Genomic DNA, 13716 nt, shown 5'->3' with positions numbered 1-13716 from the left:
TAAAATCGATGATAACAGATTGACCATGGCGGCTCTTTCTATTCTATTAAAAAATATAAAATGATATTTAAAAAAAATATGCAAGTTTTTTTATTGCACTTTGCTGGTGGTAGTTCCAATTCATTCAATTTTTTAAAACCCTTTTTACCCATAAATTTTGATTTCCATCTGTTAGAATTACCAGGCCGGGGAAAAAGAATTAAGGAAAACTTATTATCTACTCAATCAGAAGCAGTTGACGACTTACTACATCAAATTAATTCATTGAGAAATGATAAACCTTATATCATTTTTGGTCATAGCATGGGGGCACAATTGGGACTTATGGTAACCAAAAAAATGGAAGAACTGGGTGATTCCCCAAAAAAACTCATTGTAGCAGGAAATGCCGGTCCGGGAACAGGCGATGAAGACAGATGTCGTTCTACAATAAGTGACAAGGAATTAAAAGAAGAACTAATCAGTTTAGGCGGTGTTCCCACCGAAGTATTGGAGAACGAGGAACTATTCAATTTTTTCTCCCCCATCATGAGGTCTGACTTTGAAATATTAGAAAAAAGCCCTCGCTTAGACTCCAATTTTAAAGTAAATACACCTATTGTTGCGGTAATGGGAGATGAAGAAGAAACAGCAAAAGATATTGAAAACTGGAGACATTTCACCTCTATTGCATTAAAGTCCCATTTACTTGAAGGTAATCATTTTTTCATACACGATCACCCGGCAGAATTAGTACGAATCATAACAAATCTAGATGATTGATCTCTGGTATCTTGACACTGTAAACGTTAGTCAAATTGACATGGAGAGTATGCTTAAGTCACTTCCAAATAACATGCACAAAGAAATTATGCGATTTCAAAATCATCAAGATAGGCGATTAAAATTGTATAGTAAATTAATGGTGAAGAAATATTTTGAAGTTTCAAACAGAACATTTTCTTGGTCAAATTGGCAAATATCTCCCGGAGGAAAGCCTTTTTATTCCGGAGGAAAAAAATTTAATATTTCTCATTCCGGTAGCTTTGTAACTGTAGCATTTTCAGATAAAGAAATTGGAATAGACATTGAAAAATGCTCCGATTTTGATATCTCTACTGTATTAGACTATCTTCATGTTCAGGAGAAAGAATTCATTCTTGACGCTAATGATTCCAGTGACGCCTTCTTTACTGTGTGGACCCGCAAGGAAGCTTATTTAAAAGCAAAAGGAATTGGAATTGTAGAAGGCTTACATCATGAAAACTGTCTGGAACCATCAATAGGTTTTGAAAACAAATGGTTTACAACATCGCTATCGATTGCGGCAAATTATAAATTAGCACTATGTTCTCAAATACCAAATATTCAAATTAATAAACTAGAATTAGATCCAACCCTCTTTTATAATGAATAAAATATCCGTAAAATTTCTTTTTCCGTTAGTTGCTTTGATAATGCTAGTAGTAGTGTTGGATCGAAAAGTTTATATGGTACCTCCGCTGGGTACTTTTCTAAATCCGTTTATAGGTGCTGTTCAAAATGAACAGACTTCTAACAGCAATAAAGACATAAGTATCAAAGTCAGCCAGAAAACTGAAATAATTTTCGATGACAGAGCTGTTCCTCACATATTTGCAGCCAATCAAAAGGATATGTTTTTTGCACAAGGTTATGTTTGCGCATCTGATCGGTTATGGCAAATGGATTTTTTGTCCTATGTGTCTGCCGGAAGAATGTGTGAAATTTTGGGGAAAGAATTCTTTGTCCACGACCGAAAAACAAGAAGAGACGGAATCCTTACTTCGGCTATAAACACCTTAAAACACATCGAAAAGGACCAGGAAACAAAAAGAGCACTAGACAGTTATACGGCCGGCGTAAATGCTTGGATCAACAGTTTGTCATATGCTGATCTACCTATTGAATATAAACTTATGGATTATTCTCCGGAGCCATGGACCAATTTAAAATCTGTTTTAATCATGAAGTATATGTCAGCCAATTTATCGGGCTTCGAAGAAGATGTTTCGGCTTCTTACTTACAGATGATTCTTGGATCAAAAGAATACAATAAGCTGTTTCCGGATTACTATTTAAAGAAAACTAAAGAAAAGTTTGCTATTCAGCGAATTTTTGACTCCCTGCCGGAGAATGAATATATTGATTATTCATTTCTTGCGTCGGCTTCACAAATATCCTCAAGTGCTTACAATCCCAATTTAGGGAGTAATAGTTGGGCCGTTGGGCCTAAAAAAAGCAAATCGGGATTCGCCATGTTGTGCAATGACCCACACCTAAACCTTTCGTTTCCGGCAGTTTGGTATGAACTACAATTAAAGTCGAATGAACAAAATGTCTACGGGTATTCAATACCGGGGGTTCCGGGGGTGGTAATAGGATTTAATGAAAAAATTTCCTGGGGATTAACAAATGGTTCTGATGATGTACGTGATTATTACAAACTGGAGGTTAAAGACAACTATTCTTATTACAAGTATGATGGTAAATGGGTAAAAACGGACAGTGTTGTCGAAGAAATCAAAATTAGAGGTGATAAACCATTTTTAGACACCGTTTACTACACCAAACATGGACCTATACCTTCTGATTTTCGCGAGGGAGAGCCGGAGCTAGAAGGCTATGCTTTAAATTGGACCTTGCAAGATCCTTCTAATGAAATTTTAGCTCTTATCAAGCTGAACAAAGCAACAAAATATACGCAATTTAAGAGCGCCATTCAATATTACAAATGCCCTTCGCAAAATTTCACTTATGCCGATGTTGAAGGGAATATCTCGATTCACCATCAAGGAAAAATTCTTGCAAAAAAATGGAAGAATCAAGGTAAGTTTGTCATGGACGGAACCAGATCGGATCAGTTTTCTACAGCGGTATTAGACAAGTTACCTTATTCTTACAATCCAGATCAGGGCTATGTGTTTTCAGCAAACAATAATCCTTATAAGATCAGTAACTCACCCCTAATTTATGGCCACTATCTGGAATTAAGAGCCAATAAAATTGACTCCTATTTGTCAGCCAAAGAAAAACTGTCTGTCGAAGACATGAAATCAATGCAACTGGATAATACGAACAGTCTGGCAGAGTTAGCGATTCCTGTTTTATTAAAAAGAATGCCTTCAGGTAAAAACAAATATTTAAAAGAATTTTCTCTTTGGAATTGCAAGTATGATAAAGATTCTAACCTGGCACCATTATTTGAGCTTTGGTGGACTAAGATTAAAAATAATACATGGGATGAATTACTCCGATATAAGATGACTAAACTGGTTCCTGATGATTTGGTATTACTAGATATGATTTCTAACGATCCAAATAATAAATATTTCGATCTGCTTTCGACCGAAAAAACAGAAACAGCTTCTGATATTATTGCTCTTTCATTTAATCAAATGCTGAATGATACCACCAAACGTTCGAACTGGGGAAATACAAATAAAATAGATATCATGCATTTGTCCAATATTGAATATTTCAGCAAGAAGGGCTTACCACAAGGAGGACATCCACAAGCATTAAATGCCATTTCTAAAAGATGGGGGCCTTCTTTAAGAATGATTGTGGAAATGAAAAAAAGACCTAAAGGATATGCTGTTTATGCCGGAGGACAATCAGGAAATCCGTCATCGGATGAATACGATCACTTCGTTGACACCTGGAGAAATGGTCAGTATTATGAACTCAAATTCTTCGGTAATTTAATCGAAGGAAATGCAGAAGCAAAGTATAAATGGTCTTTAAAATAAATTAATAATGAAAAAATTAATAACCTTCGCAATACTATTTAGTGTTTTAATCTTCATGGGGATGTTAGATTTCTTTCCTTGGTGGAGTTTTTCGGTGCCAATGTTTGTATTAGGGGCAACACTCCCCTTTAAAAAATGGAATATTTCCTCTTTTGTATGGGGCTTTATATCGGGTTTTATGGCGTGGTTTTTATCAACTATCTATTTCGAGATCATTTATGAAGGTGAAATAATGTCGTCTGTGGCTAAACTCATGTCATTACATATTTATTTATTGCATCTCATAATAGGTCTTATTGGAGGTGTTTTAACGGGATTGGGAGTGTACTCCGGATATCTATTTAGAAACGGAAGAGAGGTTCTTGAATTGCAACTCACAAAATCCGAATGATGAATAACGTTTATCGTACTGGCTGCTTTTGTGATGGAAAAACGCTTTCTTCCATAAAACACATCACGCCAAAATCCAAGTACCCTTTCACCTTCAATGGATCGTTTCTATTGAAAATGCAGGAGATTTACTTTTTTAATTGATAATGGTTTAAAATAATATCTAAAATCACATTTATGGAAATTGGAATTGACACTTTTGTTTCGTCTGGCGGAGGGACAATTGTGGAAAGAGATGAACGAGCAATTGAAAACTTACTTGAGCGAATAAAGTTTGCAGACGAGCTAGGCTTTGATTTATACGGAATTGGTGAACACCATGGTAAAGACAAGCTGGATTCAGCACCTGTAGTATTGATGGCGGCGGCGGCATCGATTACCAATAGAATACGGATTACAAGTGCAGTAACCGGATTAAGTACGGTTGATCCTGTTCGATTGTTTCAAGAGTTTGCAACACTGGATCTAGTATCAAAAGGACGTGCCGAAATTATCGCTGGTCGAGGAGCTTCTCTTGATGCATTTCCATTATTTGGACTAAATATCAAGGATTCTGCAGAATTGTTTACAGAAAAACTTGAACTTTTGCTTAAAATTCGAGACAATGATACCATTACCTGGTCGGGTAAATTTCGACCTTCTTTAGACAATGTAAGTGTCTACCCGCGCCCCTTACAAGCTTCTCTACCAATATGGCATGCTGCTTTGCGAACACCAGCCTCTTTTATTCGTGCAGGAGAGCTTGGCCTACCCTTAATGGTGGCTATCATTGATGGTCAAATAGACCAGATAATTCCTTTAGTGGAGCTCTACCGCGAAGCCGGAGAGGATGCCGGTTTTAGTAAAGATCAATTAAAAGTTGGATTACACTCTATGGGATATGTCGCGAATACCACAGAGGAAGCAATTAAAGATTTCTATCCTGGTTGGTCTAATTCTATGAGTAAAATGCATGGTTTACCAAAGAGTCTTTCTCGATTTGAAATCGATTTGAAATCAACGGGAAGTGCCTTATTGGTAGGAAATCCAGAAGAGGTTGCAGCAAAAATTCTCCATTTATCAGAAGCACTTGGCGGGATATCCAGATTTTGTTTTCAATTGGATTATGCCTCGCTACCCCACGAAAAACTATTACAATGCATTGAGGTAATTGGAAACAAAGTTATTCCGATAGTAAAACAGGAGTCCCCTGTAATCTATTAAGTCTGGTTTTATCCTAGCAGTATTGACCAGCAAATATTAAGGTATAGTTAGTTTATTTTTTTGTCAATTATTATTAATCAATATAATTTCTATAGTTATGAACCCTAAGGCATCAATCACTTACTTAATTTTAATTATTATTCCTTTGTTCTTAGGTTGCCGTGGACCTATAAAAGAAGAAAACATAGACAATGCGGGAGCAAGCACTTTTTCCTCAGAGCATGGTGCGAATGAAGAATATAGTATTGATACCAAAAAAAGTGTTGTAACATGGAAAGGCTCTATGTTAATTGGTTCTGACACCAATACAGGATACGTCTCTATATCAGAAGGAGAACTGATAATCAAAAACGGTCAGCTTATAGATGGTACCGCTGAAATAGACATGAATACAATTGCAGATAAAAGACATAAAAGTGATAATGAACTTGTTGAACATTTAAAATCGTCTGATTTTTTTGATGTTCAAAAATTTCCCACTTCTACCATTACAGCAATCAAGGTTACATCAATAAATGGTAAGAATAAAAATGTTACAGGAAACCTAACGATAAAAGGTATTACAAATCCTGTCTCTTTTCCGGCTAAAATTGAAATTAAAGACGGAATTGTCCAGATGAATGGCAAGTTGGTCATTGACCGGACAAAATGGAATGTCCGCTATAAATCAGGGAAATTCTTTGATCTTTTACCTGATCAAACGATGTCGGATTCTATTGAATTCACTGTAAATATTATCGCAAAAAATTAAATCCCATTCCTAATTTACACAAGATAAACAGCTGCAAAAAATGCTTCTGTTTACTCCCATGTAAAAGCTAACAATTAATCCCGCATTTTGTGGCTCAGTGCTATTAAAATGGGCGATAAATACTTCTCCCTCCGATCTTTTAAAATAAAAAATCGGAGGAACAAGTAGAACTTACTTACTAGCTTTTTTAATTATTGACAAGCTCCGGCAGTTCAAAATATTCAATAGTTTTTTCACCAAACAAGCGCTCCGCAGTTATCCCAATGGCCCTGCACTTTTCAATTAAAAGATTGGATTCAACTATTGGTCTTGATTCGTTAGTATATTTAATAGAACTGATAAATTCTAACCAAGGTTCAAGCCCCATTGCATAAACAAAGACATCTTTTGGATTGAATTGATTTACAATAAACATTCCTTCATTACAATCGCTACCGGCCAATCTTCTGGATTGATCTTTGTCGCGATCTGCTTTTTTAGGTAAAAGTGGTCCATACAACCAAGACAATGGAGCGCCATCACATTCCATTCCTAAGAACAACACATCGACATCACCCATTATGTTATGTACTCTTTCATATAATTTTGGCTCTATATTTTGAGAATCTGCCGCAAATAATACTTTGTATTTATTATGCAAATTAACATGAACACACAACTTAGATCTTACATCTAGGTCACAGTGTTCTCCTAAAAAAGGAAGCCCGGTAATTACACATTTATCCAACTCTACGGACTCCATGTCATCCAATTCTATCACATTATCAAATCCTATATTCTTGAACATCAATTTCAAGTTTGGATCCTGTAAATTTCCTTTTCCTGAAGAGGGAACTACTATGTTCTTTATCCTGTGTCTTAGTTGAAGTAAAGTTTCAAACAAAACATGATCCTGATGATTATGAGTGATTAAAACATAATCGATTTCGTCCGGGAGATGTTCCGTCGTAAAACGGGGTACATCGTTTTCATAACCATCATAGCTAACCACAGGATCAACCAAAAGTGAAATCTCGTTTGTCTCCACTAGTACACAGGCATGGCCAAAATATCTTGTTCTGATTCCGTTCCCCGTATACTGTTCATATTGTTTAGGAGCTTCTAAAGTAAAAAAGCTATCAAATAACTCTTCTTGTCCCTCTTTTATTTGCAAAATTTTCTTGATTTCAGCATAATCCCCGGGAGTTCTTTTCATTTTGAACAACTGATCTATAACAGAATGACTAAAAGGAATTTCTGCATGAATAGTTATTTCATCATCGAGTCTGGGAGTACTCAGTACAAAACTTCTCTGCGTATCAGATTCTACCAACTGCAGCGCAATTGTTTGGGCCGAATCATCATAGAATTCACTCCTATACAGTAGTGCTTCGAAAAATCTAAAATTTGGCTGGTCATTTAAATCATAGTATAATTCAACATAACCTTTTAAAATCTCAGGAACCTTTTCGTATAAAGGCGTAAGAGAATATCCTTTTGCGTGTACTTGCAAAAGTTCATTCAACTCATTCACTGCATCTGCCAGATTCAACAGATGCGCTCTTTTATCTCTTATTTGATCTGCTAAATCTTTTATTTCATCCACCCTTTTACCATCATAATCAATAAAAGGTCCTCCCAACATTTCAGGTTTCTTAACAGCTGCTGCATGAATCTTTGGATTTTTAACATAAGAATCCATGATTTTTAAATGCCTGTCCTTTACATTCATTGCCGCTGTAGCTGGGGAAATTAAATGCGACCATGCATACCATCGGTCAAACAACGCTTCAAGCGCCACATTCGGTTTTAAATAATACTTGTTTTGAGTAGCCTCCATTACAATTTTGGTTTAATTTTATTTGAATTCAATTTATACTATTTTTTGACAACTCGTCAGATTTTTTTGTTGTTTTTAGCAACAAAAATTTTTCTTCCCCGTAAAGAGAAAGTAAGAGTAGCAACAAAAATAGCACGAAACTTTAACGTGACTATTCATGTGCCGCTCTAAATTAACCTTTATTAGATCAGATAATGGGACTGTACTTTTTAGCCATACCAACGAGTACCTGTCTTGTTCCTTCATACGGTTCACGACCATGGGTATATAACATATTATCAAGCAAGAGTAGATCTTGCTTTTTCCAGTCGAATGTAAACTTTGTCCTTTCGTAGACATCACGGATTACAGTGAGAGCCTCTACATCTATAGGAGTTCCATCTCCAAAAAATGTGTTCCTGGGGATATTCTCTTCTCCCAATAGCTCAATCAAACCTTCTTGCAGTTCTATATCCAGACTACTCAAGTGGAACAAATGGGCCTGATTAAACCACAATTTTTCATTTGTAACAGGGTGTAATATGGATGCCTGGTTGACTTGCTTTGTTCTCAAACCATTAGCAGTCCACTGATAATCAATACGATTGTCTTTACAAAATTTTTCAACCTCTGCTTTTGTGTCAGTTTGAAATACTTCTTGCCAAGGCAAATCCATATCTGAGTAGTTTCGAACATACATAATTTTTTTCCGTTCAAATTCTTCCCGAATTTCTTTAGGGATCTCATTATAGGCAACACGACTGTCTGAAATAGGGGTATTCCCCATCTTAGCAGCCGGAACCATACAAACAAAACCTATTCTCATAGGCCATGCATTAGAATAGGCATTTTCATTATGCTGAGGGATTATTTCTGAAGCATGATATTCTGTTGCAGTATAAACATTGTTATTGACTTCCGTTCTTGGAGTAGATCTATAAGTATAATTAACTAATTCCTCACCAAACAGACTTTTTAGTACCTGTCCGAATTCAATGCTGCCATTTATATTTAAGCCACGTATCAGTAGTGCTCCGCTGGTTGATAAAAAATTTTCAACATCCTTTTTATTTTCTTCTGCCCATATCAAGGGATTATTATAACTGGTATCTATCTCCAGCAACATCTTTTTTCCTGAAATAATTTTAATATCATCTAAATTCATAGCATCATTTTATTTAATATATATTTATGTCTTTAATTTTATACTGAGTCATTGATAAAAGGCTGAACAATTTCAACTGACTCTATATTATTAATTCGTCTCCTTCAACAAGTACTACTCCGCTTCTTTCCTTTATCCATTTTAAAGTACTTATTTCTTCAGACAGACTATCAATTGTAGGTTTAGAGAGCAGATTTCTAATATTAATTTTAACTCCAAAATTTTTCTCAATCCTGATGATTAGCTGTATTGCTGTTAAGCTGTGACCACCTAAAGCAAAAAAGTCCTCGTTTATCGCAATATTTTCTCTTTGCAATACTTCTTCCCAAATTTCTACCAACTTTCTTTCTGTCTCATTACGCGGAGCTACATATTCTACGCCACTTGCTAATCCCAATCCTTCAGGAGCCGGCAATAATTTCTTGTCAATTTTACCATTAACATTGAGAGGTAATTCTTCCAATTGAACAAAATGATTTGGAATCATAAAATTCGGTAGAAACTCTTTTAAAAGCAACCTCAATTCACCTACGTTCTGTTCTTTTTTGGAAGTAATGTAGGCTACCAACTGTTTTTCTCCTGATATATTCTCTTTGGATATAACTACGGCCTCCTTTATTAATTCATTTTTTAACAGAGCATTCTCTATTTCTCCAAGCTCTATACGATATCCCCGAATCTTGACCTGTTGATCCTTACGACCGGAACAATAGAGAGCGCCATTGTTTAACCAGAACCCAAAATCTCCGGTTCGATATAAACGATCTTCGCCTATAAAAGGGTTTTCAATAAAACTCAGATCGGTTAGCGCTTTACTTGTATATCCACGTGAAACTCCTTTGCCTCCAATATATATCTCTCCTTGAACACCTGCTGCAACCAGCTTACGATTATCATCCAAAATATAGATTCTGGTATTTGCAATCGGCTCACCAATCTCAATTTTTTGAGTGTTTTTCTCCAATGGTTTTACAGTGGACCATATTGTTGTTTCTGTTGGACCGTACATATTATATAGTTTCGCATTGGGTAATTTTTGATAAATATCATTTACTAATGAAGCAGTAGCTGGTTCTCCTCCCAAAAGGATATTCGTAATTGAACTCCAACCTTCATTTTCTGAAAAATGCTGATTCAACAATGTTCCCATAGAAGGGGTAATCTGTAAATGCGTTACCTTGTGTTTCTTAATTTGCGAATAAACCGAATAATTATTCTGTGAATTATTATAGCTATCTTTAAGTTCCGTTAATCGTTTCAAACTTTGCATAGTCGAATCATAATCAACTCCAAAATCAATTAATGAAGCAATTTCATCTACCCCAATAACACTTAACTTTTGTAGCATTTTAAAGCATTTTTCCTTTGTTCCAACCATACTTGAGGTAGAAATAAATCTTTTATATGCGTATTCATATAAATCATCTAAATCATCTTCAGAGAATCGATTTATTTCTGTATTTTGATCGAGATCAGGAATTAAATTTCGAATCAGTTCTGCAGAGCTTTTTATATAGTCAATAAATGGTTGACGAGCATTTATCTCAATATTCGCTTCCGTATCAATATAGGTGTGCAGCATTATAGTTACTTTCGATTTCTTGACATCATATCCATTTTCCGCATAAGCTTCTCGGTATGCTGCAATCTTCTCTGCAAGATCTTCCATGGAATTTCCTAATAAATGTGTTAAGATATTAGCACCGATCTTTCCTGCTGAAATAAATGTTTCCTTATTCCCGGCTGAAGTAATCCAAAGAGGTAATTCGTCTTGTACAGGCTTGGGAAATATTTTTGTCTCTTTTAAATTTCCAATTCCGTTTTCAAATGTTACACTTTCTCCTTTCCACAATTTTCGCAATGTATCAATTGATTCATACATTACTTTATGGCGTTTTTCATAATTATCGGGTGTTAACACAAAATCATCTGTATGCCATCCTGAAGCAAATGCTACTCCCACACGTCCATTACTCAGGTTATCAATAACAGACCAATCTTCAGCAACTTTAATTGGATGGTGAAGTGGGAGTACAACACTTCCAGCTCTAATACAAACTTTTTTAGTAACAGAAGACAGTGCTGCAGCCATTAAACCAGGATTTGGATATAATCCTCCAAATTCATTAAAATGGCGCTCAGGGGTCCAAACTGCCAAATAATCATTTTCGTCTGCATATTTAGCTCCATTCATCAACAACTTATACTTGTCTTCTCCATTTTCGTAATTGCCAAAATAAAACAGGCTAAAATCTAGTGGCTTACTGTTATTCGTTTCATCATTAATCTGCCTGATGTCTCCTTGTATAACAACTTTGTATCCCTTACTCAGTGTCCATAAAAGTTCCAATACAGATATGTCAAATGTAAAATTGGTCATAGATAAAAAGACCCCTTTCTCTTCTCCAAAAATATTTGTTATTCCAGTAAAAAAATTAGTGACATTATGATGCTCTACCATTACTCCTTTAGGATTTCCTGTAGAGCCAGATGTGTATATTACATAAGCAAGATTGTATGATTGGGTAGCTGTTATTATTTGGTTTACTGAATACTTTTCCTGAAATTCTTGGAACCTCAATAATTCTTCTAAATCCAGTAGAATTTTACATTTACTATCTTCAACAATTGCCTGAACTCTTTCCTGAGGGTATTCCAGATCGATAGGAACATAAGCTCCTCCTGATTTTAATACGCCCAGTATCGCCACAATCATCCACTCACTTCGCTCCAATTGTATCCCTATCAGATCATCCGGCTGAATGCTGTAATTAGCTATCAGGTAATGCGCCAGTTGATTGGATCTCTCATTGAGTTCCCTGTAGGTCAGTTCTGTATCTTCAAAGACTATGGCTATATCATCCGGTGTCTTTGCAACCTGTTCTTCAATTAAATCTACAATCGTCTTGTCCTTCGGATACGCTACCGCTGTATCGTTGAAGGTGAACAGCAGTTTGTGTTTCTCTTCTTCCGATACATAATCCAATGCTGTTAAAGACTGATCCGCGTTTTGTGCAAACGCCGTGATTACGGTATCAATATGATTTACCAACTGTCTCAGCGATGCTGTATCATAACGATTGCTATTGTATCTGATATCTAATTCTAATGAAAAAGCGGATGTAACAACTATAATATTAAAATCATAATTGGTTCGTTCAAAAACTTCCTTTGCTTCTATCGAAAGTGCTTCTTCTTCCCGGCTATTGAATACGCCTTCGTTTTCCAGTTCCTTTACTGCATAGTTCTCAAATATCATAATATGATTGATCAGATCCATGCCCGGTTCACTCTGAGACTGAACCTCCGACAGGTTCATATAATGATGTGATGTACCTTGTATCGATTGCTCTTGCAGCATTTTTAACAGGTCAGCAGCCGTAGTATCAACATCATACTTTACTCTGACCGGAATAGTATTGATAAACAGTCCGATCATATCTTCAACTCCTGCTAAATCGGCCGGGCGACCTGATACCACAGCCCCAAACACCACATCACTCGTGTTGTTATAGCGTGACAATAAATAGCCCCAAACACCTTGCATAAAAGTATTGTGGGTAATGCCTAAAGTGGTGCAAAGTGTGTCTACTTGCTTAAACACAGCTCCCCCTATTTCAAGGCGTTCACTGTATTCGACATAAGTAGTGTCTACAGCTCTTGTCTTAAAAGGAATCTCTGCCGGTTCTGCATAACCTTTAAGGTACTCCTTCCAGTGACCCAGTGAATGTTCTCTGTCTATGGTTTTCAACCAATTGATATAATTGGAATAAGGTATTACCGGTGACAGATCAGCTGTACTGCCTTTTATTGCGGCACTCAACAGTTCATTAAAGTCATTGATAAGCACACTTACACACCAACCGTCCATCAGGATATGATGATGACTCCAGATAAACTCATACTCCCCTTGCGACAGATCAACAACCTGCAAACGCATCTGAGAACCACTGCCCAAATCAAAACCTCTTTCCCTGTCCTGTTGTTTGATCAGTGCTACTTGCAAATCTTGGTCTGCCGAACCGTCAAGTTTCTGATAAGTAAAATTACTCGCTACCTCTTTCCTTACAATCTGCAAAGATCTCCCTGCATATTCAGTACTAAAACTACTGCGTAAAACAGCATGTCTGGCTGTTAAATCATCATAAGCTCCTTTTAACTTTTCTATATCCAACACTTTGGCACGAACCCTGTAGGAGGTCTGCTCAAAATAAAGCGAACCGGAATCTTCTGCCAGCCAGTGGTAGTAGATGCCTTCCTGAAGAGGGGATAACTCATAGACATCTTCAAGTGTATTATCTGCGTTAAGCTCTAAGAGCTCTGCCCCGCTCAATCCTTGGAAAGTTAAATCCGATGGCGTCAGATGCTGCTCTTTGCTTTTAGCCAATGCTGCGATTAAAAACTCCAGATGTTTCTTGTAAGATCCCGCCAGGTTTTTAATCGTTGCCGCATCATACCTCAAACCTGAATAACGGATCGATATACCCAGTTCCCCCTTTACCAGCATCCCCGATACATCCAGAATTGCATGCATTTTATTCTCTTTAGAAGTATCTGATCCCATATGCTCTGAGGCATATTCAAACAAGGAATCTTCCTCATTGGATACATTTACACCAAAATCACCCAAATAATTAAAGGTAATCTCAGGTACAAGTGC

General features: G+C 36.4%; 9 protein-coding genes. 6 read left to right on the top strand and 3 right to left on the bottom strand.

Annotated elements, in window-relative coordinates; genetic code table 11:
• The first annotated feature begins 60 nt into the window (after positions 1–60).
• From LNQ34_RS17205 to LNQ34_RS17180, 6 genes are all read left to right on the top strand, one after another.
• Positions 61–762: a thioesterase II family protein gene (locus LNQ34_RS17205; protein ID WP_202703856.1), complete on the top strand. Its 702-nt coding sequence runs from the start codon at positions 61–63 to the stop codon at positions 760–762.
• Positions 755–1396 (top strand): 4'-phosphopantetheinyl transferase family protein, encoded by a 642-nt coding sequence (locus LNQ34_RS17200; protein ID WP_202703857.1) that lies wholly within the window; start codon positions 755–757, stop codon positions 1394–1396. Before LNQ34_RS17205 ends, LNQ34_RS17200 begins: the two co-directional genes overlap by 8 nt.
• Positions 1389–3749, top strand: a complete 2361-nt coding sequence (locus tag LNQ34_RS17195; protein WP_230000599.1) for a penicillin acylase family protein — start codon at positions 1389–1391, stop codon at positions 3747–3749. Before LNQ34_RS17200 ends, LNQ34_RS17195 begins: the two co-directional genes overlap by 8 nt.
• A gap of 7 nt (positions 3750–3756) precedes the next feature.
• A complete protein-coding gene (locus LNQ34_RS17190; RefSeq protein WP_230000598.1) occupies positions 3757–4140 on the top strand; it encodes a hypothetical protein in 384 nt (127 codons plus the stop codon).
• A gap of 176 nt (positions 4141–4316) precedes the next feature.
• Complete coding sequence (locus tag LNQ34_RS17185; protein ID WP_202703860.1) at positions 4317–5342, top strand: LLM class flavin-dependent oxidoreductase; 1026 nt, start codon at positions 4317–4319, stop codon at positions 5340–5342.
• A 97-nt stretch (positions 5343–5439) separates the two neighbouring features.
• A complete protein-coding gene (locus LNQ34_RS17180) occupies positions 5440–6093 on the top strand; it encodes a YceI family protein (protein WP_230000597.1) in 654 nt (217 codons plus the stop codon).
• Between the two features lie 187 nt (positions 6094–6280).
• Here the strand turns inward: LNQ34_RS17180 and LNQ34_RS17175 are convergent, their stop codons facing one another.
• The 3 genes from LNQ34_RS17175 to LNQ34_RS17165 all read right to left on the bottom strand — a co-directional run.
• Positions 6281–7912 (bottom strand): MBL fold metallo-hydrolase, encoded by a 1632-nt coding sequence (locus tag LNQ34_RS17175; RefSeq protein WP_202703862.1) that lies wholly within the window; start codon positions 7910–7912, stop codon positions 6281–6283.
• Between the two features lie 187 nt (positions 7913–8099).
• Positions 8100–9056, bottom strand: a complete 957-nt coding sequence (locus LNQ34_RS17170) for a TauD/TfdA family dioxygenase (RefSeq protein ID WP_202703863.1) — start codon at positions 9054–9056, stop codon at positions 8100–8102.
• An 82-nt stretch (positions 9057–9138) separates the two neighbouring features.
• The coding region (locus LNQ34_RS17165; protein ID WP_230000596.1) for a MupA/Atu3671 family FMN-dependent luciferase-like monooxygenase at positions 9139–13716 on the bottom strand (4578 nt) is incomplete at its 5' end.

Origin of the sequence: Flavobacterium lipolyticum, from assembly GCF_020905335.1 — a bacterium.
Classification (GTDB): Bacteria; Bacteroidota; Bacteroidia; order Flavobacteriales; family Flavobacteriaceae; genus Flavobacterium; species Flavobacterium lipolyticum.
This window is presented reverse-complemented; position numbering and strand designations above follow the sequence as displayed.

Bases quoted from the DNA above. Each gene is read 5' to 3' on its own strand.
- LNQ34_RS17205 (WP_202703856.1), top strand. From the start codon at position 61: ATGATATTTAAAAAAAATATGCAAGTTTTTTTATTGCACTTTGCTGGT.
- LNQ34_RS17200 (WP_202703857.1), top strand. From the start codon at position 755: ATGATTGATCTCTGGTATCTTGACACTGTAAACGTTAGTCAAATTGAC.
- LNQ34_RS17195 (WP_230000599.1), top strand. From the start codon at position 1,389: ATGAATAAAATATCCGTAAAATTTCTTTTTCCGTTAGTTGCTTTGATA.
- LNQ34_RS17190 (WP_230000598.1), top strand. From the start codon at position 3,757: ATGAAAAAATTAATAACCTTCGCAATACTATTTAGTGTTTTAATCTTC.
- LNQ34_RS17185 (WP_202703860.1), top strand. From the start codon at position 4,317: ATGGAAATTGGAATTGACACTTTTGTTTCGTCTGGCGGAGGGACAATT.
- LNQ34_RS17180 (WP_230000597.1), top strand. From the start codon at position 5,440: ATGAACCCTAAGGCATCAATCACTTACTTAATTTTAATTATTATTCCT.
- LNQ34_RS17175 (WP_202703862.1), bottom strand. From the start codon at position 7,912: ATGGAGGCTACTCAAAACAAGTATTATTTAAAACCGAATGTGGCGCTT.
- LNQ34_RS17170 (WP_202703863.1), bottom strand. From the start codon at position 9,056: ATGAATTTAGATGATATTAAAATTATTTCAGGAAAAAAGATGTTGCTG.